A 21,661-nucleotide genomic window follows, 5' to 3' on the forward strand; every position below is an offset into this window, starting at 1 on the left:
CGGCCGCCTAGGAGCAAGCATGTCAACCTTCGAACGCTACCTGACCGTCTGGGTCGCCCTCTGCATCGTCGTCGGCATCGCCCTCGGTCATGTTCTGCCGGGCGTGTTCCATGCCATCGGCGCGGCGGAGATCGCCAGAGTCAATCTGCCGGTCGCGGTGCTGATCTGGCTGATGATCGTGCCCATGCTGCTCCGGATCGATTTCGCCGCGCTGGGAGAGGTCACCCGGCATTGGCGCGGGATCGGCGTCACCCTGTTCATCAACTGGGCGGTGAAGCCGTTCTCCATGGCCGCGCTCGGCTGGCTGTTCATCGGCTGGCTCTTTCGCCCTTATCTCCCGGCCGACCAGATCGACAGCCACATTGCCGGGCTGATCATCCTGGCGGCCGCACCCTGCACCGCCATGGTGTTCGTCTGGTCGAACCTGACCCGGGGCGAGCCGCACTTCACCCTGACCCAGGTGGCGCTCAACGACACCATCATGGTGTTCGCCTTCGCACCGATCGTGGGCCTCCTGCTGGGGCTGTCGGCGATCACGGTGCCGTGGGACACGCTGGTGCTGTCGGTGGTGCTCTACATCGTCGTGCCGGTGGTGGTCGCGCAAGTCGTACGCCGCGCGCTGCTGGCGCGGGGAGGGCGGGCGAGCCTCGATGCCTTGCTAGCGCGCTTGCAGCCGCTCTCCCTCGTGGCTCTGCTCGCCACCCTCGTGCTGCTGTTCGGCTTCCAGGGCGAGCAGATCCTGGCCCAGCCGCTCGTCATAGCCCTGCTGGCGGTGCCAATCCTGATTCAGGTCTACCTGAACTCGGGGCTGGCCTACCTCCTCAATCGCCTCGCCGGCGAGCAACACTGCGTGGCGGGACCCTCTGCGCTGATCGGTGCCTCCAACTTCTTCGAGCTGGCCGTGGCCGCTGCCATCAGCCTGTTCGGATTCCAGTCCGGAGCCGCGCTGGCGACGGTGGTCGGCGTGCTCATCGAGGTGCCGGTGATGCTGTCCGTCGTCTGGATCGTGAACCGGTCGAAGGGATGGTACGAGAGCGGGAGTTCGACCTCGCGAACCGCACATGAGACGCGCTGACAAATTTCGATGATCGTCGAAATAGCGTTGACGTTCATCCTGTGGCGGTCTAGCTTATTTCAATGAATCTCGAACAAGCAGCTCGCCAGCTCGAATCCATCGGCAGCCCGACCCGCCTGGCCATCTACCGCACGCTGGTGCGGGCGGGGCATGCAGGGCTGCCGGTTGGCCACTTGCAGGAGAGGCTTGGCGTCGCTGCCTCGACACTCTCGCATCACCTGCGCCGTCTTATCGATGCCGGACTGGTGACCCAGGAGCGACAGGCCACGACGCTGATCTGCCGCGCCCACTACCCCGCCATGAACGCCCTGATCGGTTTTCTCGCCGACGAATGCTGTGCGGATGAGGGCTGTTCCGGGACAGCATCGCCGGAGATGTCCGCGCAGGCCAAAACGGCGGATTGAATTTGCCTGATATTTCCAACTTGCTGGAAGGATCGAATTAGATGGACCAGAACCTTCCCGTCGTCGTCGTCGGAGCGGGGCCGGTGGGACTTGCCGCCGCGGCGCAATTGCTTGCACGTGGTCTGACGCCGCTGGTTCTGGAACGCGGTGCGGGCGTTGGCGCATCGCTGCGCGACTGGGCACATGTGCGCGTATTCACCCCGTGGCGCTACAACATCGACGCCGCCGCGCGGGACCTGCTTATCAACAGGGGCTGGCAGGAACCCGATCCGGAGGGACTTCCGGATGGAGCTGCCCTGGTACGAGACTATCTGGAGCCGCTCGCGAGCGTTCCGGCTCTTGCGCCGCATGTTCGCTTTCATGCCGAGGTGGTCGCCGTCAGCCGCCTCGGGTTCGACAAGCTGACGTCCACCGGCCGCGAGAACGCCCCCTTCCTGGTGCGCTGGCGCGGCCCTGCCGGGAGCGAGGAGCAGGTGGTCGCCCGCGCGGTCGTCGACGCCTCCGGCAGCTGGCGTCAGCCGAATCCGATGGGCGTCGATGGCCTGCCGGTTCCCGGCGAGGCCGACGCCGCTGACCACGTCGCCTATGGCATTCCCGACGTGGCTGGCGCCGAGCGGTCCAACTACGAGGGGCGTAGGGTCCTCGTGGTCGGCAGCGGCCACTCGGCGATCAACGTTGTGCTTGATCTGCTGCGTCTGAAGGATGAAGCGCCGACAACGCGCGTGTTCTGGGCGCTGCGGCGTAACGGCCTTGCCAAGATCGTCGGCGGCGGGGCCGACGACCGGCTTGCCGAACGCGGAGCCTTGGGGCTCGCTGCCCGCCGCGCCATCGATGAGGGCCGCCTCGATCTGCTGGTTCCGTTCGCGGTGGAGCGCATAAGCCAACAGGAAGGGTCTCTGAAGGTTGCCGCGCGTCTCGCTGGCGACCCCGTCACCCTGGATGTCGACCGTATCGTCGTCGCCACCGGTTTCCGGCCGGATCTGACGTTATTCCGGGAATTGCGGGTGGCGCTCGACCCGATTGTCGAGGCGCCCCCGGCGCTGGCGCCGCTCATCGATCCGAACCTGCATTCCTGTGGGACGGTGCCGCCGCATGGAGCCGCCGAGCTCGCTCATCCCGAGCCGGGCTTCTACATCGTGGGCTCCAAGTCCTATGGGCGGGCGCCCACCTTCCTGATGATGACGGGCTACGAGCAGGTCCGCTCTGTGGCGGCGGCCATTGCCGGTGATCACGCGGCAGCGCGGGACGTGCGGCTGGTGCTGCCGGAAACCGGCGTATGCAGCACGTCCATCGGGGCGGAAGAGACCTCTGCGACCGGCTGCTGCACGCCCACCAGGCAGGCCGAAACCGCCGTGCCGACTTCTTCTTGCTGCGGGTCGCGCGCGTGAGCGACAACGTCCTTGCTTCGGGCGTTCGGGACCACCCTCCACCCGGCGCGCGCAGTCCGTTCGTCACCGGGCTGGGTATTGGACAGGTCTGCTCCTGGGGCTCCCTCTATTACAGCTTTCCCCTGATCGCCGAGGCGATGGGGCACGAGCTCGGCTGGTCGAAGACCACGCTGTACGGAGCAGCGACCCTCGGGCTCGCCCTAGCGGGGCTTGCCGCCTATCCCATCGGGGCGGCCATTGACCGGGGGCATGGCCGCTCGATCATGACCGCGGGCTCGGTGCTTGCGGGGCTACTGCTCGTGCTGTGGTCCCAGGTCGACGATATCTTCCTGTTCTATCTGGCGGTGGCCGGGATCGGCGCCCTCCAGGCTGCCACCCTCTACGACCCGGCCTTCGCCGTCATCGCGCGCCGGGCCGGGCCTGCTCATGCGCGATCCGGCATCACCGCGCTGACGCTCTGGGGCGGCTTCGCTTCGACCGTGTTCATCCCACTGGTGCAGTTCCTGCTCGACACCATGGGGTGGCGCGACGCGCTGCTGGTGCTGGCGACTATCAACATCCTCGTCTGCGCGGGATGCTACTGGTCGGTCATCGATCCCGAAGCGGATGCACCCCAGCATCGTTCCTCGAGCGCCGCCCCGCCGCTCAGCGGCCGGGCGGCCGTAGCTTGGGCGATGCATCAGCCGGTGTTCTGGGCGCTGGCCGTTGCGTTCACCGCCTATTCCGCGGCGTTTTCGGCCTTCACCTTCCACCTCTATCCGTTGCTGATCGAGAAGGGCTTCGAGACCGCATCCGTCGTTGCCGCCATGACGTTGATCGGCCCGGCGCAGGTCGCCGGTCGCATCGGTATTTGGGTTTTCGCCCAGCGCGCGCCTGTGCGAGTGATCGGCTCGGCCACCGTCGCCATCTTCCCGGTTGCGCTGACGGCGCTGGACATTCTGCCCCCGAGCTTCCTGCTGCTGGCGGTCGTCGCGCTGCTCTACGGCGCCGCGAATGGCATCACCACCATCGTGCGCGGTCTCTCCGTCCCGGAAATGCTGACGCGGGAAGCCTACGGGGCCGTCAACGGCGCCATGTCCGCCCCGAGCACCGTGTCGCGCGCCCTGGCTCCGCTGGCCGGGGCGATGATCTGGTCGATGTCGGGTTCCTATGACGCGGTCCTGTTCAGCATCGTCATCATGACGGTGGTAGTGGCCGCCGGGTTCTGGCTGGCAGCCTATCTTTCGCGCCGCGCCGAGCGCGCCACGTCCTGAGGTACCTTTTCATGACCACTTTTGACGACTTCACCGATGCGCTCGATCCCGCGCACTTCGATCGGCCGGATGCCGACAAGCTGGCGCCTGCGCAGGTCCTGACGCACCCACCGCGCATCCTCCTTCTCTACGGTTCGCTCCGGGAGCGATCCTACAGCCGCCTTCTCGTCGAAGAGGCCGCCCGGCTGCTGGACGCCATGGGAGCTGAGACGCGCATCTTCGATCCGCGTGGACTTCCGATGCCCGACAGCGTGCCCGCGGATCACCCCAAGGTGGTCGAGTTGCGCACCCTGTCGGAGTGGTCCGAAGGGCAGGTCTGGTGCAGTCCCGAGCGGCACGGCACCATCACCGGCCTGTTCAAGAGCCAGATCGACTGGATCCCGCTCGAATATCGCGGGATCCGGCCCACGCAGGGGCGCACGCTGGCGGTCATGCAGGTGTCCGGAGGGTCGCAGTCCTTCAACGCCGTGAACGCCCTTCGCGTGTTGGGCCGTTGGATGCGGATGGTGACCATCCCCAACCAGTCCTCCGTCGCCAAGGCCTTCCAGGAATTCGACGAGGCGGGCCGGATGAGGCCGTCGCCCTATTACGAGCGTGTGGTCGATGTGATGGAGGAACTCATCAAGTTCACCCTGCTGCTGCGCGAGCGGAAGGACTATTTCACCAGCCGCTACAGCGAGCGGCGCGAGGCCGCGCTAAAGGCGGAGGCCGAGCAGGCCGATCTCTCGCGGATCGCGATGGAAGGGAGCGCGCACCGCGGCTGATGCACCAAGACGCTCAGCCGCCCGTCACGCTCATGTGGCGGCGCACGGAGGGGGCGCGGCCGGGGCGGTCGATGACGAAATCGTGCCCCTTCGGCTTGCGGAAGATCGCGTCGTCGAGCGCGGCGTGCAGCTTCTCGTCGCTCTCGGAGGCGCGCAGCGGCGAACGCAGGTCCGCCGCGTCCTCCTGGCCGAGGCACATATAGAGCGTGCCGGTGCAGGTGACGCGCACGCGGTTGCAGCCCTCGCAGAAATTATGCGTCAGCGGGGTGATGAGGCCGAGCTTGCCGCCGGTCTCGGGAATCGAGACGTAGCGCGCCGGGCCGCCGGTGCGGAAGGGGATGTCCTCCAGCGTCCAGCGCTCTTCGAGGCGGGCGCGGACCGTGGAGAGCGGCAGATACTGGTCGACGCGCTCGGAGCCGGTCTCGCCGAGCGGCATGACCTCGATGAGCGAGACGTCCATGCCGCGCCCATGCGCCCATTCGATCAGCGAGGGGATCTCGTCCTCGTTCTCGCCGCGCAGGGCGACGGCGTTGAGCTTGACGTGGATGCCGGCTTCCTGCGCCGCGTCGATGCCGGCGAGCACCTTGTTGAGGTCTCCCCAGCGGGTCAGCGCGCGGAAGCGCTGCGGGTCGAGCGTGTCGAGCGAGACGTTGATGCGCTTGACGCCGCAATCGGCGAGCTCGGAGGCGAAGCGGGCGAGCTGCGAGCCGTTGGTGGTCAGCGTCAGCTCTTCGAGAGCGCCGGAATCGAGGTGCCGCGAGAGCGAGCGGAACAGGGTCATGACGTCGCGGCGCACCAGCGGCTCGCCGCCGGTCAGGCGCAGCTTCCGCACGCCGCGGGCGACGAAGGCGGAGCAGAGGCGGTCGAGCTCCTCCAGCGTCAGCAGCTCGGGCTTCGGCAGGAAGGTCATGTGCTCGGCCATGCAGTACACGCAGCGGAAGTCGCAGCGGTCGGTGACCGAGACACGCAGATAGGTGACGGCGCGGCCGAAGGTGTCGACGAGCGGCACAGGAACAGCGTGGCGCTCCGCGGCGGCCGCGGACGCGAACCGGACATTCATCGTGTGTCTCCGGGAGGGCCGTAGAGCGGGCAAGAAGATGGGCCGCCGCCGTCAGGCGGCGGCCCGGCACCGTCAGGAGGTGTATTCCTGCGACTTGAAGCTCAGATGCTGCACGCCCTTCGGCGCGTCGGCGATCTTCCGGATGCTGCCCCAGGTCTGCTTGTAGTTCGGGATGACGAACTCGTTGACCCCCGACGACACCACGTTGCCCTGAACGCCGGTCGGGTAGCCGAACAGCATGAAGGCCTGTTTGGGCTTGGCGCTCGGCGTGGGGTAGGCCATGGCCTGGGTCGAGCCGTTGTCGTTGTAGACCTCGACGAGATCGCCTTGCTTGAGGCCGAGTTCGGCCATGTCCTGGAGGTTCAGTTCGATAAACGGGTAGGGCCACCGATCGGTGACAAACTCGTTCTCGACATCCAGATAGGCGCTTTGCCAGACGAGGTTGGCCCGGCCGTTGTTGATCAGGAAGGGGAACTTGTCCTTCTCGGCTTGCTTGCCGGGTGCCTCCAGACCCCGCCACTGAGTTTGCGCGAACACCGCCTTTCCGTCCGGCTTGTTGAACTTGCCGTCGGCAAAGAGCCGCTTGGTCCCGACGATCTGGCCGTCCTGGACGCCGGTCGCGGGCTCCTGGAAGCCGTTCGTGCCCATGGTCCGCAGCAGGTCGTAGGTGACGAACTCGCCGCCCTTTTCATGGCCGTGATAGCCGTCCATGAAGGCGTCCTCCTCGGTCTTCCAGTCGAAGCCCGAGAATTTCGCCGCGACGTCCGCCTTGCCCATTTCGCCGAGCACGCGCTGCATGTGGTTGGCGATGCGCGCCGCGATGAGACAGTCCGGCATGGCGACACCGGGCGGATCCATGTAGCGCTCGGTGAGCCGCATGCGCCGTTCGCCGTTCATCGAGGTGAGGTTCATCTCGCCCGAGGTGGCCGCGGGCAGCATGACGTGGGCGGCCTCGCCGACCTTGGTCGGAACGATGTCCACGTCGACCGAGAACAGCCCACCCTTGCGGATCGCATCCATGATGGCCGCGACCATGGCAGGCCGATCGCCATAGGGGACGGCGTTCATGGCGTCTTTCACGAGGTCGGTGCGCTTCTTGTAGACCCGCTTGAACTCCATGGCGTTCAGCGTCGTCTTGTAGTGGTCGCATCCCCAGATGTGGTGGACGCCGCCCTTGCCCTCGATCAGCAGCTTGTCGACATAGGCCGCGGGCCTACCGACATGGGCATCCGACGGGCGGGAGTAGCCCTCCTGATGACCGCCCATGCGCACGCAGCCACCGCCGGGACGTCCGATATTGCCCGTCGCCAGCGCCAGGTTCACCAGCGACTGGTTGGTGCGGTAGTTGTCGTTGCCCCAGATCAGGCCCTTCTCATAGGCGAACATGGCGCGGCGGCGCGCGCCCCCCGCCTTCGGCTCGGCGATCCAGGTGATCGCCTTGACGATGTCGGCCTCGGACAGGCCGGTGATCTTCGCCGCCTCGGCGATCGACGTCTTGTTGGCGGCGACCGCCTTGTCGAAATCGTTCGTGGAGGCGCCGATGAAGGCCTTGTCGATCCAACCCTTGTCGACCGCGTAGGTGAACCAGGCGTTGAACAGCGCCAGGTCGGTGCCCGAGTTAAGCGCGAGATGGAGCACGTTCTCCTTCCCCGCCTCGGCTTCGCAAGCGTTGACCGTCACCGTCCGCCGCGGATCGACGATCACGACGCGTCCCCGCTCGACGGGTTCGCTCCCGAACTCCGCCTTCTTCTTGTCGAGCGACGCGCCGCGCAGGTTCGGCACCCAGTGGTTCAGGAAATAATTGGTCTGGGTCTCGAGCGCGTTGGTGCCGACCGCGACGATGGTGTCGGCGAGCTGCGCGTCCTCGTAGCAGTTGTTGAGCTCCCCCACGCCCATGTCGCGCGAGCCGTGAACCTCGGAGTTGTAGGCGGGGCGGTTGTGGATGCGGATGTTCTTGACCTTCATGGCCCCGAAATAGAGCTTGCCAGTGCCCCAGGTGTTCTCATAGCCGCCGCCGGCGCCGCCATGGTCGAAGGCGGAGACGAACAGGCCGTCCTCGCCCTGCTCGGCGATCACCGCGGCCGTCACCCGGGCGACGAGATCGAGCGCGTCCTCCCAGCTTGTCGGCTGCAACTGGCCGTAGCGCCAAACGAGGGGATCGGTGAGCCGCTGGAGTTGCGTATTGCGCTGGCGCGAATAGCTCATCTCGGCGATGCGCGCGCCGCGCACCGAGCCGAGCCCGGAGTTCACCGAGCATTCACGATCGGGCTTGATGACGATGTGAACGTCGCGGCCGTCCTGCCGGACGATGTTGTACATGGACGGCGCGTACCAGGCAGGCGTATCCGCCTCCTGCTGCTGCGAGAGATCCACGCCGAACGCGTTGTCCGCCGGGGCGGTGCCGCCCTCGTAGCGAGCATCCCAGCTATAGGCCTTGTAGCCGCAGCCGACGATGCAGTAGTGGCAGACGACGTTGTGAACCTTGGCATTCACCGGCACTATGGGCAGCCGGCCGATCTGGCGCTTGTAGGCCATCTTTCCCTCCCTCAGAGCACGTTCGACAGGCGGCCATAGAGGAGCTCGTCTACGCCCTCGGCGTAGATGTCGCCCTTGTCATCGATGCGCAGAGCGTATTGGGGGAGGTTCTGCGTCGCCTGGCCCCAGATCTGCTGCCCGCCCTTCTCGCAGTCGAAGCGGGAATAGTGCCCGGGGCAATTCAGCGTGCGGTCTCCCGCCGAATAGGACAGCGGAAAGCCCTTGTGGGGGCACGCGGTCGAGAACCCGACGATGTCGCCGTCCGGGCCCGCGCCGCCGGGCACGCGCGTGCCGAGCTTGAGCAGGACGCCCGGCGCATCCTCGTCCGGATAAGTGACGTCGAATGCCTCGTCGACCTTCAGGTCCTTTACGTTGCCGAGGCGGTTGACCGGATATTTGACCAATGCCGCCGCCGCGGGCTGGGCCGCTTGGGCCTCCGCGGGCAGCACGCTCGTCACCGCCGCGCCCGCCGTCATGACCCCGGCTCCCGTCAGGAACTTCCGGCGCCCGGCATCCACGAGGTTGTTGCACCTCTTCATCTTGGCTCCCTCCCATAGTGTCCGATCGGACGGGAGCGGCATTGCAGCCATTGGGCCAAGAACGAATCTTGTTGTTTGTCAGATGGTTGGCTGATCCGGGACGTCTAATGGCCTGCTTCGACGTTCGGGAACCCGAACATGCTGCAACGCCGTGGGTTCGGGTTTCCGGACAAGCCTACGCATCGAGGCCGAGGCGGCGCATCTTCTCCCACAGGGTTGTACGCCCGATGCCGAGCAGCCGCGCCGCTCCGCTGATCTCGCCATTCGTCGCGGCCAGCGCCCGTACGATGTGTCGACGTTCCGCCTCGAGCCGAGCGGTCTCAAGGGATTCGAAGGTGGCCGAAGACACAGGCCTGCCGGCGGATTCAGGGAAGAGGTCGCCGGGCATCAGCCACGGCCCCATCGCCAAGGCGACCGCACGTTCCATGCGGTTGCGCAGCTCGCGGACGTTGCCGGGCCATGCATGCGCGAGGGCTGCCTCCTGGGCGAGGCCGCTAATGCCGCGAGCCTGCGTCGGTAATTGTTCCGAGAGTTCCGCGAAGAAGCGGTCCATCAGCCACGGGATGTCCTCGAGTCGCTCGCGCAGCGCCGGAAGGCGGATGGTGACGACGTTGACTCGGTAGAACAGGTCCTCGCGGAAGCTTCCTTCCCGGACGCGTGACGGGAGGTCGGCGTTGGTCGCCGTGACCAGGCGGCCGCGGAAGGGGACCGGCCGCTCGCCACCCACACGGTGAAGGGTCCGCTCCTCGATGAGCCGTAGCAGCTTGGCCTGGAGATCCGGACGGAGCTCGGCAATCTCGTCGAGGAAGAGGATTCCGTTGGCCGCCCGCTCGGCGTAACCGGCATGGCGCTGTACGGCCCCGGTGAAGGCTCCCTTTTCGTGACCGAACAGTTCGCTTTCCATCAAATGGGTGGGAATGGCGGCGCAGTTGACCGCAACGAAGGGAGTGGACGGATCGGCGGAGGCGGCATGAAGGAGGCGTGCCGCGACATCCTTGCCCGTTCCGGTCTCGCCGGTGATCAGGACGTTCGAATTGATGCGCGCGACCCGCCGCAGCAGGTGCTCCACATCCAGCATGGCGGGTGACATGCCGAGCGTCTGTGTCGCCGGATCGTGTCCCCTGACGAGGTCACCGAGCCGAGCCAGGAAATCATCCATCTCGAATGGCTTGGTGACGTAATCGACCGCCCCGGCCCGCATCAGCCGGACCGCCTGATCGATGTCGCCATGGCCAGTGATGAACAGAAACGGAGGAGCGTTGGGAACGCGCACGACCTCTCGGAATAATGCCTCGCCGCTGAGGTCGGGAAGCCTGATGTCGCAGACCACGGCTTGCAACGGGTGGCGCCCCATCTCGCCAAGCGCCTGCGTTCCTGCCAGCCACCATTTGACGGTCACTCCTTCCAGCGCGAGCCGCTGGACGAGGCTCTCGCCCATGATGGAATCATCCTCGACGAGGCCGATGAGCGGCGCGTCAGGCGACATCGGCGAGAACCTCATGTTGTGGAACGGGAACCCGGATCCGCACGACCGTGCCGCCTTCCTCGGGACGCTCTACGGCGATGGTCGCGTCCAGCATGTCCATCAGCCTCCGCGTCATCCAGAGGCCGAGACCGCTTCCGTCGCGCAATGGACGGCTGGTCGACGCACCGGTCAGCTGTTCGGCCGTGGCGGCGGGCAATCCCCCGCCGCGATCCTCCACTTCGAGCATGAGGCGACCATCTGCGACGCGGGCCGACAGGTCGACACGCGAGCCGGGTGGCGCCGCGGCGAGGGCGTTGAGGAGAAGATTGAGGGTCGCCTGCCGCACCGATGAGCTGGGCACAGGAACCTTGCCCGCCAGTCCGTTGTGGATCGATACCGTCACCGATCTGCGGCTGGCTTCGGGGGCCACCAACAGGCAGAGGTCGTCGATGTCCGCAGGGATCAGGTCCCGGGTCGAGCCGTCCGTCCGGTGAAGGGCGAGGGTGCTGCGCACAACATCGCGAATGCCGACGAGTCCGCGCTCCACCAGGTCGATGCTACCAGCGCGAACGCTTTCAAGATGGCCATGGCTCTTGAGGGTCGCGAGCGCGTTGAAGATGCCCCCGAGAGGGTTGTTGATCTCATGCGCCAACGCCGATGCGAGACGGCCAAGGCTACTGAGCTTTTCCTCCTCGGCGAGCCGGGCGGACAATTCGTGCCGCTGATCGATCGAGTGGACCAGCTCGTTGTAGGCGATGAACAGGCGCGCAAATTCGCCTCTGCTGTGGGCGACGATTTCACCCGCGATCGGCGTCGCGCCAGATTCCCGGGCACTGCCCAGATGGTCCGAGAGGACACGGATCGGGCGCATCATGCGAGCGACGAGCACCCAACCGGCGGCGGCCAGCAGGAAGGTGAGCAGGCCATTGGTCGCCGCCAGTGTCAGGATCACACCGCGACGCTCGCTTGCCAGATGGCTGGTATCGAAGCTGGCGAAGATCGTGCCGACCTCGCGGCCGGGATAGGCGAGTGTCCGCATGGCATAGGCGCGATCCCCGCCGATATCGAACCAGAAGGGCTGTGCGTGTGTCTGGTCAAGAACCACGCGTGGCACGGGGGACCCGATAGGAAACCGGCGCGGGTCGGAGGCTGCAATCACGCGCTCGTCGGCATTCGCGACGATGGTCTCCGCCGGATTGACGCTCTTGTTCAGCGCTTGCGCCCGTTCGATGGCGTCGAAGACTTCCCAGACATCATCGCGGAGGATCGAGGGAGCCGCCGCCGAGGAGAGACCGTCGAGATAGCTTTGTGCCAGGTCGCGCAGGTGCCGTTGCTGGGATTCATCGAGATGCGTCAGCACTCGTTCCGAGAGCACGACACCGACCAGGATCATCAGCGCGGCGACGGCCAGCGGGACCTTGACGGTTATCGGCCAGCTGGTTGGATGGAGCCAGCCAATCATCGCTAGCCTGCCGATGCAACGAGTGCCGCCTTCGCGGCGATTGGGCCGAACAGCTCCGGTCCCCGGCTCACGAAACCATCAAGGCGCAACATGGCGAGCACGGCACGTCCGTCCTCGTCTTCCATCATGTGCAGCAGCGCCTTCGACAACAGGGCGAGACGTGCCGGGTCGACCGGATTGCGAGGCGCGGCGATTGGGGGGAAGCCGAGCCATTCCGAGCGCCACATCACGCGCGTGCGCGCCGCCAGCGCGGGTTCCATCGCGGCCACGACCTCGTAGACATAGCCATCGACGGAACCGGACGCGGCCAGCCCGGAGGCCACGGCCCGGATAACGTTCCGGTGCCCGTAGGTGAAGAACGTCCGGGCAAAAAACCTTTCCGGAGTTTCTCGCATCTCGGCCAAGGCGGCGCGGGTAACGAGGAAGCCGGAGTTGGAGTCCGGGTCGGAAAAGGCGTGGGTGTCGCCCCGCAAGTCTCCGAGATCGTCGCCGTCACGATCTGCGTCGACGATCAAATAGGACTGATAGAGCGGCCGACCCCGCCATTCCGGAATGGCAACGAGCTGGAGCTCGCTCTCATGCATGACGTATGGATAGCCACAGATCCACGCCGCGTCGATCTGTCTCGAAATAAGGAGAGCTACTATTTCCTGATAAGTGCGTCGCGTGAGCAGCGTCACCGGGAAGCCAGTCGCGCGAGATAAATAAAGTTGAAGTCGGCCGAGCAGTTCTAAGTCGGATGTCAGGAAAACAGGCGTCAGCCCGAAGCGAAGTTCTTCGACGTTCGCAGACGAATAGCTTTCAGGAGCCATGAAGCAAGCGGTCGTGGCCGCGATCTGTTTCAGAAACAGGCGGCGGCTCACCGTCGTATCGGCGCTCCCCAACATGGCGTTTCCCGTTTTTAGTTCTTCTTTTTCCAGAGACGTTACCCTGTTTCCTTTGGGACGGAAATGCGGACCATCATCACGATGGCGACCACCCAGGAGCCGGGCCCGCAAAAGACGTCACCTAACTGTCATTCAAGCCTGTTACGGCGCACCCATCCCATTGAGATCGGGCGAAGACCAAACCGATAGGAGAGCGGGCGACATGCGAGTCGGCATTAGCGGCATGGGACGGATCGGGCGCCTGGCGCTGCGTGCAGCGATGGGAGCCGCCGAACGTCCGGGAAGCGACCCGCGTGCCGACAACACGCTCGATGTCGTCCACTTCAACGAGATCAAGGGCGGCTCGGCGGCGACCGCGCATTTGCTTGAGTTCGATAGCGTTCAGGGCCGTTGGCGGGCCGACATTGCCGCGACCGGCGATGATGCGGTCACGATAGAGGGAAAGCGCATCTCCTTCTCCGCGCTCGGTGCACCGGCCGAGATTCCTTGGGGCGACCTCGGCGTCGACATCGTGCTGGAATGCACCGGCAAGTTCCTCAACCCGGACGTCCTGCAGGGGCACCTGGATCGTGGCGCCAAGCGCGTCATCGTGGCCGCGCCGGTCAAGGACCCATCGGTCCTGAACGTCGTCGTCGGCGTCAACGAGCACCTTTACGATCCGGCGTCCCATCCGATCGTCACGGCGGCCTCGTGCACCACCAATTGCCTCGCTCCCGTGGTCAAGGTCGTGCATGAGGCCATCGGCATCCGCCACGGCCAGATCACCACCATCCATGACCCGACCAACACCAATGTCGTGGTGGATGCGCCGCACCGCGACCTCCGCCGTGCCCGCTCGGCCATGCTCTCGCTCCAGCCCACGACCACCGGCAGTGCTACCGCGATCGCGCTGATCTATCCGGAATTGAAGGGCAAGCTGAACGGCCACGCGGTTCGTGCCCCCGTGCTGAACGCCTCGCTCACCGACGCGGTGTTCGAGATGCAGCGGCCGACCACGGCGGAAGAGGTCAATGAGCTGTTCCGCGCCGCGGCGGAAGGGCCGCTTGCGGGCATCCTCGGCTTCGAGCCGCGGCCGCTGGTGTCGGCCGACTACGCTCGCGACACTCGTTCCTCGGTGGTGGACGGCCTCTCCACCCTGGTGACCGACGAGACCCTGCTCAAGGTCTATGCCTGGTACGACAACGAGATGGGCTATGCCTGCCGCATGGTCGATCTCGCCTGCCATCTGCAAAAAGTCGGGATCTGATCATGTCGGCAGCATCGGCGAGTGGACTGCGCAACTACGCGATCGTGACGGCTGCCTATTGGGGCTTCACCCTCACGGACGGCGCCCTGCGCATGCTGGTGCTGTTCACCTTCTTTCAGCTCGGCTATTCGCCCTTCACGCTCGCCTTCCTGTTCCTCCTGTACGAGGCCGCGGGCATCGGCGCGAACTTCATCGGCGGGTGGCTGGCGGCGCGCTTCGGCATCACGCGCATGCTGATGGTGGGGCTGTCGACGCAGATTTTCGGCTTCCTGCTGCTTTCGGCCGTCTCCCCGGAATGGGGGAGTGCCCTGCTGGTCGTATGGGTCGTTGTCGCGCAGGGCGTGTGTGGCGTCGCCAAGGACCTGACCAAGACCGCGTCCAAGTCCGCAATCAAGATCACGGAAGCCCAGGCCACGGGCGGCGGCGACGGCCGCCTGTTCAAATGGGTGGCCTGGTTCACCGGCTCGAAGAACGCGATGAAGGGCGTCGGCTTCTTTCTCGGCGGATTGCTGCTCCAGCTGGTCGGTTTCCGCCATTCGCTGTGGCTCATGGCGGGTGTGTTGTTCCTGGTGTTGCTCGGGATCGTGTTCTCGCTCCCGCCGATGATGGGCAGGGCCAAGGCCAGCCGTAGCGCCCGGGAGCTCTTCGCCAGGTCGCGGGGCATCAACCTGCTCGCGGCCGCACGCGTCGTGCTGTTCGGCGCCCGCGATGTCTGGTTCGTGGTCGGCGTTCCGGTGTTCCTCTATGCCAGCGGGTGGACCTTCACCATGGTCGGCGCCTTCCTGGCTCTCTGGACGATCGGCTACGGCTTGGTACAGGCCGCCGCGCCTTCGGTCGTGGCGCGCAGCCCGGATGGTCTGTCCCGGGAGGTGCCAGCGGCCCGTTGGTGGTCCCTGGCGCTGGCGATCGTGCCGGTCCTGATCGCCATCGTGCTGGCACTGGCGCCACCCGATCCGACCGTCGTTCTGGTAGTCGGGCTGGGGGTGTTCGGCGTTGCCTTCGCCGTCAACTCCTCGGTTCATTCCTATCTGGTGCTCGCCTATGCGGGGTCCGAAAAGGCCGCGGAAGACGTCGGCTTCTACTACGCGGCCAACGCAGCCGGACGCTTCATCGGCATCCTCGCATCCGGCTTTCTCTATCAACTGGGCGGCATCTACGCGTGCCTGATCGGGTCGGCGCTTATGTTGTTCGTCTGCTGGATTGTGACGCTGGCGCTGCCTACTCGGAGTGGGTCGCGAAACAATTCGCGGACCGCTTCTCAGCCGACCTCATAGGTAGCCAGCAGCCCCATTTCCTGCCTGAGTGCGCAGCTTCCGCGTGGCGCTGGGTGACGATGCGGCGTCGGCACGCGCCGTTATGATCTGCTGCGGCGATGAATAGTGCGGTCTCCGACGCGTCCAAGCCGGGGACTAGCATCGGGTCAATGGGGGAGCTGGAAGGTTGACGATCCAAAAATAACGGGACTCGCAGAAAATGCGAGACTCGTTATTTTTGAACCGGCGTCAGCCAGAAAGGCTTTCACGCTTCCGATGGCCGAGATGACTGAACCGGACCGCTCTCCGCCCAGATGAGCGGGTGCGGCATTGACGTCCTCTTCCTGCTGTGGGGAGCGAGCGATCGTCCGGCCCGGTCGCCGCACGGATCACACCCTCTCAGCCACCCGACGTGCGCGTGGCCACCTTCAGCGGATTGCGGAGATGGGGGCGCCGAAGCTTGGGCTTCGCTCCCGTTGCCGGGCGGAAGCCCGCCGCATGAAGGGCATCGCCGAAGGTATTCCATGAGAACGAAGCAGGAACAAGGAGCTTTGCGAAATCGCGACGTCCGGGTAGGTTCCGGGCATGTGCAATCTCTACAGCCACACCAGCAACGTCGAGGCAATCCGCGATCTCGTCGGCGCCCTGCGCAACCTTTCGGGCAATCTGGCGCCGCAGACCGGGATCTACCCCGACTACCCGGCACCGATCGTCCGCACGGGCGCGGACGACGAGCGTGAACTCGTCATGGCGCGCTGGGGCATGCCGTCCTCGTCCGAGGCACTGTTCGCGGCCACCAGGAACCGCGCGGCGAAGCTGCAGGCGAAAGGCCGAATGGTGGATTTCAAGGAACTGCTTCGGCTCGAGCCGGACAGCGGCACCACGAACATCCGCAACGTGAAGAGCCGCCACTGGCAGCGCTGGCTCGAACCGGAACATCGCTGCCTGGTTCCGCTGACGAGCTTCAGCGAGTTCAACAAGGACTCTGGCGGCAACATCTGGTTCGCGCTGGATGACAGCCGACCGCTCGCCTTCTTCGCCGGGCTATGGACGAACTGGACCAGCGTCCGGAAGGTGAGGGAAGGCGAGGTCACCTGTGACGTCTACGGCTTCCTCACCACCGAGCCGAACGCCGTGGTGGCACCGATCCACCCGAAGGCCATGCCGGTCATCCTCACCACCGCCGAGGAACGGGAGGTGTGGCTGCGCGCGCCGTGGAGCGAGGCCTGCGCGCTGCAGCGGCCATTGCCCGACGACGCTCTGACGATCGTCGCACGCGGCGCGAAGGAAGATCCCGCGGCGGAACCGGCGGGGCTGCTGCTGTAGCGACGACCACCCGCCGCTGCCACCCTTCTTGTTCTCTGTCTGTTCTCGTGAAATTATCGTCGCCCTCAGATGAGGAGTGACCACCATGAGGAGCGAGCACCGCCCGCCGAACTGGAAGCTATTGCCGTTCGGATCTGCCGATGCGGCAGACCGGGAGGGCCTTCATGCGCCGTGCCGGCGGCAACCCCTTCGCCGCTCGCCGCGGGCGTGATCATCGTCAAGATGCCATCCCATGGGATCGAGGCTTTCAGACTATCCCTATGTAACCGTCCGCGTGCATTGCCCGCGCTGCGAACGGTATGGCGCGTATAAACTCGCACGCCTTGCCGCCTGCTATGGCCCGGAGATCGAACTCGCCGAGCTCGTCAGGAAGCTCTCTTCGGATTGCCACCATCGCCGGGAAAACCATCCCTATCGGCAAGGCTGCCAGGCGCGCCTGCTGGACTGGCCGCGGAACCGACCGCCAGATGAGCCCTTGGCGACCTTCGCGGTCGTGAAAGGCGGCAAGTCATGATCCACGATATGGACGTCGGGGCGATGCGAAACCCGCGCCTGCGAGCGGAATGTCAGGCTGCTCCGACACCCTAACAGTGCGTGCTCCGCCGCGGCAGGGCTAGACCTCCGGCCCCGGGAGGTTGAGTAGCGTTGGTGCTACCTCAACCCTGTTTCGGCCGTTCGCCTTGGCCTGGTAAAGGGCTCGATCCGCCCGCGCGATCAGGTCCGCCGTGACCTCTCCGGGCGCAAATTGCGCAACCCCGAAGCTGCACGTCACCTCTCCGACCTCGTCGATGCGGTGGTTCGCGATCGCTTGGCGGAGCTTCTCGGCGACGTGACGGGCCTCCTCCGCGTTGGCGTCGGGAAGCACAACGAGGAACTCCTCTCCGCCCCAGCGCACCAGATGATCGGTGGCGCGCAGCGACCCCGCCGCCACCCGGGAAAGAGCGACGAGTACCTTGTCCCCGGTCGCGTGGCCGAAGCTGTCGTTGATCCGCTTGAAGCGGTCGATGTCGAACATCGCGACGGAGAGTGCGTTCCCGGTGCGATCGGTCCGCGCCATCTCCCGCGGCAGGACGTCCTTGAGGCGCAGCCTGTTGTACAGCCCCGTCAGGGGATCCGTGACGGCCTTGATGCTCATGTCGTGCGCGAGGCCTTGAAGCTTCGACTGGGTCTCCCTTTGGGCACGCCTCGTGCATCCATCGCTCCTTTCCCAGCAGGTACATCAGCGCGACGATCGCAGTCAGCAGGGTGATGACGATGCCGACGAAGCGCGTCGCGAAGATTTGCCGCGTGGGCTTGAGAATGATGAGGGACCAATCGGTCCCCGCGATGAACCGCCTGCGGACATAGTCCCGCGATCCCTCGAAGTTCACCCAGGCGGCGTCCTCCATCTCGGCGCTGCCTATCGGCTTGAGGTCGAGTGCGGCAAGGCTCGCCCGTTCGGCCAGCGTCGCCGGGTTGAGCGGCCAAAGGGTGCGGTTCACGGCCTCGGAGACGTTCGACATCATCACGACGCCATGCGGGTCGACGAAGAAGTAGGGCCTGTTCAAACCCGCCAGGTCACCCGCGAACCCCTCGATGGAGACCACGAGCGCTACGGCGCCGACGGCGCGGCCCTCTCCGCCGAGGACCGGTTGCCGCGTGAAATGGACGATCATGTTCGTGGCGGCATCGAAGAGAAAACCGGCGGAAGGTTCGACAGCCCTGTCATCGTGTGCTGCGCCCACGAATTCGCTTGCGGGTCGGTGCGCAAGGGGACCCGCCGATGCCACGGTGGCGCCGCCTTCGTTCAGGAGATATCCCGCCTGCGCACGGCCAACCTCGACATATACTGCCAGTATCTCATTGGCCTGGGCGAGCAGCTGTCCCTCGGCTTGCTCCGGTGCCTCCCTGATGATCGGGCTTGCCGCGAGAACCTTGACCAGGGCGCCGGCGACATCGATCTCCCCGGCGAGACGGCTCGCGAGCAGATCGATGTCGATGGCGGCTTCGATCTCCACGTTCCGGCGATAGACGACGCCGAGCCGCTCGGTCAGCAGCCATCCCAGCAGCAGGATCGCGAACATGATGCCGGAAGCCCATAGGAACTGCCTGCGCAGGTAGGCCGTGAAGCTCTCCGACGAGACTTCGGAGGCGAGGTGCTGACCCCACAGCGCCCAGACCGATAGTGCGATCCAGCAGGCAAGCAGGCCGCGAATGAGCTGGATCGGAGTTCCAGTAAGGTCCGCGAAGGCTTGGTAGTTCACGACGCTCGCGGGCCAGAAGGGGGCCTCGGGCACGATCACGCCGGTGGCGAGGCCATAAAGCGTGAAGGCGAGCGCCGCCGCCCGGGCATGGAACCCGCCGGTCCCGGAGAGGCGCTCAGTGAGGCGAACCAGCGCCCAGCTGGCCGCAAGCGATCCGAACAGGCCCAGCGTGTAACGGGAGGCGACGCCAGCCTCCGTCAGTCCGGCCAGGTAGCCCGTGACGACGACCAGTCCGATGACGGGAAGATAGACCCAGCGCCTCGGAGCCAAGCCTCCCAACTGGAGCCTGCCGAACTCGGCCAGGAAGACGAAGGAGGCCGTCATCACGCCGATCCGAACGGCGGCATAGGTCGGCCTGTCGCCGAGGATGAGCGCGCCGAGATCGAGCCATTCGCCAACGCCGTGGATCAGTCCGAAGGCTGCCAGCATCGTCCACGGGAGCTCGTCCGGGCGGCGCCGGGAAATCGCCCAGGACGTGGCCCCCAACAATAGGAAGGCCAATCCGTAGAAGAAGAAGATGAAATCGAGCTGGTCGTTCAGAAAGGCGGCCATGGCTGTCTTGGTCGTCCTAATCGGCAGGAGCGGGCAGGGGTCGGCCTCCGGCCAGGAGGCGGGCCAACCGATCGGCCGGCATCGGGCGCGCGAAATGGAAGCCTTGGGCAAAGCGACAGCCCTTTTCGACGAGCAGCCGCGCCATCCACTCCTCCTCGACGCCCTCGGCCACGACATCGATGCCGAGTCCGGATGCCAGGCCGATCATGGCGTCCACGATCCGGCCGTCGAGCTCGCCTCGCATCCCCTGCACGAAGGATCGGTCGATCTTCAGCCGGTCGAAGGCCAGTGTCCTAAGCTGGGAGAAGCTCGAATAGCCCATGCCGAAATCGTCGATGACCAGAGAGGCGCCCAATTCTCGAAGCGTGTTTAGGGCGTTCATGGCCGCGCCCTCATAGTTGAGCAGGGCGTCCTCGGTCACCTCGACCTCGAGCCGATGGGGATCGAAGTCCTCTTCCTGCAGCAGGCTCAGGAGACGCGGCGGGAGCGTTCCCTCGTTGAGCTGGGACGCGGAGAAGTTGACGCCCAGGTGGATGTCCCGGGGCCAGTCACGGGCGGACCGGAAGGCCTGGCGCATGAGCGAGAGCGTCAACTCGTTCATCAAGCCAAGCCGCTCGACCACGGGTATGAATTCCCCGGGGCCGACGATCTCCCCGCCCTCCCGGGGCCAGCGCGCAAGCATCTCGACGCCGAAGATAACGCCCGTTGCCGTCTCCACGACCGGCTGAAACCAGGGGACCATCGCTTCCCCCGCCACGGCCGCCTTGACGTCGGCCTCCATGGCGGCTTCGAGCCGAAGCTCCCGGTCCATCCTCGCTTCGAAGAGTATCGTGCGTGCGCCCTCCGCGCCGCGGCTCAGCGCGAGCTCGGCGAGCCGGACAAGCTCGCTGGCGGAGCGTGCGTCCGCAGGGTGGGTGGATATGCCGATGCGGGTTCGCAGTTCCAAGGTTGCGGGACCGACGACGATCGGCCGATCGAGAGCCTCCAACAGCCTCCCGGCGAGGCGCTTCGCCCCCGCCGTGGATCTGCTCGACCCCACCGTGAAAACGCCGAACAGACCCCCTTCCAGGCGCGCCGTGACTTCCTGCGGCGCTTCCGCCTTCAGACGTCTCGCGATCTCCCGCACCATCTCGTCCCTGACCGCGGCGCCGTGCAGCTCCGCGACCGATCTCAGGCCGTCCACGGCCATGACCAGCAGGTATGTCGACGCGTTCTGACCGCCCCGAGCAAGGGCGGAGCCGAGCAGCGAAGTGAACGTGGCTCTGTTCGGCAGGCCGGTGACCAGGTCATGACCGGCGACATGCTCGCGTTCGAGTTCGGCCTTCTCCCGCGCCTTTTCGGACAGCGAAAGGGAAAGGAGGCTGTCGCGGAAGGCCACGCAGGCGCGGGCGAGATCGCCGATCTCGTCCCTGCGATCCTGGAAGCCGATGCGAACATCCCGATCGCCCCGCGAGAGACCTTCCAGCGCACGGCCCAGCTCATCAAGGGGGCCGATAATGTGCCTGTTGAAGCGCCGACCTGCCTCGAGCGCCACTGCCAGAAACGCGAGAACGCTCAAAACAAGCAGCAGTCCCGCGAAGTCGACGGCTTCATCGACGTGGTTCGCATGAACATAAGCCTGCTCGTGGAGGAAGGCCGAGAGCTCGGTGAGGGCTTTGTCGGCTGCCGCGTAAAGCGCGGTTGCCTCGCCTCCGCCTCCCTGCGGAGAACCGGTGCTCGCCGTGGCCGCGCTCGCCGACGCGACGAAGGCGCGGACCGCGGTCTCCACCCGGACGCGAGCGGCGGGAACGACCGTCGCCGGAGGCACGGCCTCCAACTCCCGGAGCAGCCCCTCGATCGTCTCGGCCCGCTTTGCTTCAGCATCCTCGATCGACGCCCCAGCGTGCTCGGTTCTTGCCGAAACGGCCCGATCCATATCAAGGGCGCGGACCTGATCGCCGATGCCCGAGACGATGCGGATGGCAGGTATCCAGTTATATTCGACGTCTTCCGCTTCCGTGTCGATTTCGTAAAGCACTGCTCCCGCGAGGGAAGACAACAGCACGACGGCCAACAGGAACAGCAGTACCGCCCTGCGCACCCGCCTCTGCATCGTCATTGAGACACCTTCCCCGCGTCGGCACTCACTCTCGCCATCATCACCTAACGGTGGGGAAGTGGCCATCCCATCGGTGACACCACGGATGCCATCGGTTGCGAGCGACGCGCC

The 21,661-nt window shown here is 65.8% G+C and carries 18 protein-coding genes; 10 read left to right on the top strand and 8 right to left on the bottom strand.

The annotated features are described in order from the left end of the window. The first annotated feature begins 19 nt into the window (after positions 1 to 19). The 5 genes from arsB (at position 20) to arsH (ending at position 4,884) form a co-directional block, all read left to right on the top strand. Positions 20 to 1,075: an ACR3 family arsenite efflux transporter gene (gene arsB, locus SNOV_RS06400; RefSeq protein ID WP_013166100.1), complete on the top strand. Its 1,056-nt coding sequence runs from the start codon at positions 20 to 22 to the stop codon at positions 1,073 to 1,075. 62 nt (positions 1,076 to 1,137) lie between these two features. Continuing rightward, on the top strand, positions 1,138 to 1,479 hold the full coding sequence (locus SNOV_RS06405) for an ArsR/SmtB family transcription factor (RefSeq protein ID WP_013166101.1): 342 nt from the start codon (positions 1,138 to 1,140) through the stop codon (positions 1,477 to 1,479). A gap of 41 nt (positions 1,480 to 1,520) precedes the next feature. After that, on the top strand, positions 1,521 to 2,867 hold the full coding sequence (locus tag SNOV_RS06410; RefSeq protein WP_013166102.1) for an FAD-dependent oxidoreductase: 1,347 nt from the start codon (positions 1,521 to 1,523) through the stop codon (positions 2,865 to 2,867). Continuing rightward, complete coding sequence (locus tag SNOV_RS06415; RefSeq protein WP_013166103.1) at positions 2,864 to 4,120, top strand: MFS transporter; 1,257 nt, start codon at positions 2,864 to 2,866, stop codon at positions 4,118 to 4,120. Before SNOV_RS06410 ends, SNOV_RS06415 begins: the two co-directional genes overlap by 4 nt. 11 nt (positions 4,121 to 4,131) lie before the next feature. Continuing rightward, entirely contained in the window at positions 4,132 to 4,884 is a 753-nt protein-coding gene (gene arsH, locus SNOV_RS06420) for an arsenical resistance protein ArsH (protein ID WP_013166104.1), read from the top strand. 13 nt (positions 4,885 to 4,897) lie between these two features. Here the strand turns inward: arsH and moaA are convergent, their stop codons facing one another. The 6 genes from moaA to SNOV_RS06450 form a co-directional block, all read right to left on the bottom strand. Beyond that, positions 4,898 to 5,944, bottom strand: a complete 1,047-nt coding sequence (gene moaA / locus SNOV_RS06425) for a GTP 3',8-cyclase MoaA (protein WP_013166105.1) — start codon at positions 5,942 to 5,944, stop codon at positions 4,898 to 4,900. 72 nt (positions 5,945 to 6,016) lie between these two features. Then, positions 6,017 to 8,479 (bottom strand): arsenate reductase (azurin) large subunit, encoded by a 2,463-nt coding sequence (locus SNOV_RS06430; RefSeq protein ID WP_013166106.1) that lies wholly within the window; start codon positions 8,477 to 8,479, stop codon positions 6,017 to 6,019. An 11-nt stretch (positions 8,480 to 8,490) separates the two neighbouring features. Beyond that, positions 8,491 to 9,018: an arsenate reductase (azurin) small subunit gene (locus tag SNOV_RS06435; protein ID WP_013166107.1), complete on the bottom strand. Its 528-nt coding sequence runs from the start codon at positions 9,016 to 9,018 to the stop codon at positions 8,491 to 8,493. Positions 9,019 to 9,193: 175 nt separating this feature from the next. Then, positions 9,194 to 10,504, bottom strand: coding sequence for a sigma-54-dependent transcriptional regulator (locus SNOV_RS06440; protein ID WP_013166108.1), 1,311 nt, complete (start codon positions 10,502 to 10,504; stop codon positions 9,194 to 9,196). After that, positions 10,494 to 11,945, bottom strand: coding sequence for a sensor histidine kinase (locus SNOV_RS06445; RefSeq protein ID WP_013166109.1), 1,452 nt, complete (start codon positions 11,943 to 11,945; stop codon positions 10,494 to 10,496). The genes SNOV_RS06440 and SNOV_RS06445 overlap by 11 nt, the downstream gene beginning before the upstream one ends. A gap of 2 nt (positions 11,946 to 11,947) precedes the next feature. Continuing rightward, complete coding sequence (locus SNOV_RS06450; protein WP_013166110.1) at positions 11,948 to 12,832, bottom strand: substrate-binding domain-containing protein; 885 nt, start codon at positions 12,830 to 12,832, stop codon at positions 11,948 to 11,950. A gap of 202 nt (positions 12,833 to 13,034) precedes the next feature. Here SNOV_RS06450 and SNOV_RS06455 point away from each other — a divergent pair, with 202 nt between their 5' ends. From SNOV_RS06455 to SNOV_RS23385, 4 genes are all read left to right on the top strand, one after another. Beyond that, a complete protein-coding gene (locus SNOV_RS06455) occupies positions 13,035 to 14,078 on the top strand; it encodes an ArsJ-associated glyceraldehyde-3-phosphate dehydrogenase (RefSeq protein ID WP_013166111.1) in 1,044 nt (347 codons plus the stop codon). 2 nt (positions 14,079 to 14,080) lie between these two features. Then, entirely contained in the window at positions 14,081 to 15,352 is a 1,272-nt protein-coding gene (gene arsJ / locus SNOV_RS06460) for an organoarsenical effux MFS transporter ArsJ (RefSeq protein WP_013166112.1), read from the top strand. Between the two features lie 564 nt (positions 15,353 to 15,916). Next, positions 15,917 to 16,657, top strand: coding sequence for an SOS response-associated peptidase (locus SNOV_RS06465; protein ID WP_013166113.1), 741 nt, complete (start codon positions 15,917 to 15,919; stop codon positions 16,655 to 16,657). A gap of 232 nt (positions 16,658 to 16,889) precedes the next feature. Continuing rightward, complete coding sequence (locus tag SNOV_RS23385) at positions 16,890 to 17,171, top strand: hypothetical protein (RefSeq protein ID WP_013166114.1); 282 nt, start codon at positions 16,890 to 16,892, stop codon at positions 17,169 to 17,171. 99 nt (positions 17,172 to 17,270) lie between these two features. Here SNOV_RS23385 and SNOV_RS24370 read toward each other — a convergent pair whose 3' ends face one another. Further along, positions 17,271 to 17,792, bottom strand: coding sequence for a GGDEF domain-containing protein (locus SNOV_RS24370; protein ID WP_049785707.1), 522 nt, complete (start codon positions 17,790 to 17,792; stop codon positions 17,271 to 17,273). A gap of 52 nt (positions 17,793 to 17,844) precedes the next feature. Here SNOV_RS24370 and SNOV_RS24375 point away from each other — a divergent pair, with 52 nt between their 5' ends. Further along, positions 17,845 to 18,738, top strand: coding sequence for a hypothetical protein (locus SNOV_RS24375; RefSeq protein ID WP_144295957.1), 894 nt, complete (start codon positions 17,845 to 17,847; stop codon positions 18,736 to 18,738). A 730-nt stretch (positions 18,739 to 19,468) separates the two neighbouring features. Here the strand turns inward: SNOV_RS24375 and SNOV_RS06475 are convergent. Continuing rightward, a complete protein-coding gene (locus SNOV_RS06475) occupies positions 19,469 to 21,550 on the bottom strand; it encodes a putative bifunctional diguanylate cyclase/phosphodiesterase (protein WP_013166115.1) in 2,082 nt (693 codons plus the stop codon). Positions 21,551 to 21,661 lie beyond the last annotated feature (111 nt).

Origin of the sequence: Ancylobacter novellus DSM 506 (assembly GCF_000092925.1) — a bacterium.
In the GTDB taxonomy this organism is placed as follows: domain Bacteria; phylum Pseudomonadota; class Alphaproteobacteria; order Rhizobiales; family Xanthobacteraceae; genus Ancylobacter; species Ancylobacter novellus.

Coding starts and splice junctions, on each gene's coding strand:
- arsB (WP_013166100.1), top strand. CDS start 20: ATGTCAACCTTCGAACGCTACCTGACCGTCTGGGTCGCCCTCTGCATC.
- SNOV_RS06405 (WP_013166101.1), top strand. CDS start 1,138: ATGAATCTCGAACAAGCAGCTCGCCAGCTCGAATCCATCGGCAGCCCG.
- SNOV_RS06410 (WP_013166102.1), top strand. CDS start 1,521: ATGGACCAGAACCTTCCCGTCGTCGTCGTCGGAGCGGGGCCGGTGGGA.
- arsH (WP_013166104.1), top strand. CDS start 4,132: ATGACCACTTTTGACGACTTCACCGATGCGCTCGATCCCGCGCACTTC.
- moaA (WP_013166105.1), bottom strand. CDS start 5,944: ATGAATGTCCGGTTCGCGTCCGCGGCCGCCGCGGAGCGCCACGCTGTT.
- SNOV_RS06430 (WP_013166106.1), bottom strand. CDS start 8,479: ATGGCCTACAAGCGCCAGATCGGCCGGCTGCCCATAGTGCCGGTGAAT.
- SNOV_RS06435 (WP_013166107.1), bottom strand. CDS start 9,018: ATGAAGAGGTGCAACAACCTCGTGGATGCCGGGCGCCGGAAGTTCCTG.
- SNOV_RS06440 (WP_013166108.1), bottom strand. CDS start 10,504: ATGTCGCCTGACGCGCCGCTCATCGGCCTCGTCGAGGATGATTCCATC.
- SNOV_RS06445 (WP_013166109.1), bottom strand. CDS start 11,945: ATGATTGGCTGGCTCCATCCAACCAGCTGGCCGATAACCGTCAAGGTC.
- SNOV_RS06450 (WP_013166110.1), bottom strand. CDS start 12,832: ATGTTGGGGAGCGCCGATACGACGGTGAGCCGCCGCCTGTTTCTGAAA.
- SNOV_RS06455 (WP_013166111.1), top strand. CDS start 13,035: ATGCGAGTCGGCATTAGCGGCATGGGACGGATCGGGCGCCTGGCGCTG.
- arsJ (WP_013166112.1), top strand. CDS start 14,081: ATGTCGGCAGCATCGGCGAGTGGACTGCGCAACTACGCGATCGTGACG.
- SNOV_RS06465 (WP_013166113.1), top strand. CDS start 15,917: ATGTGCAATCTCTACAGCCACACCAGCAACGTCGAGGCAATCCGCGAT.
- SNOV_RS23385 (WP_013166114.1), top strand. CDS start 16,890: ATGGGATCGAGGCTTTCAGACTATCCCTATGTAACCGTCCGCGTGCAT.
- SNOV_RS24370 (WP_049785707.1), bottom strand. CDS start 17,792: ATGAGCATCAAGGCCGTCACGGATCCCCTGACGGGGCTGTACAACAGG.
- SNOV_RS06475 (WP_013166115.1), bottom strand. CDS start 21,550: ATGACGATGCAGAGGCGGGTGCGCAGGGCGGTACTGCTGTTCCTGTTG.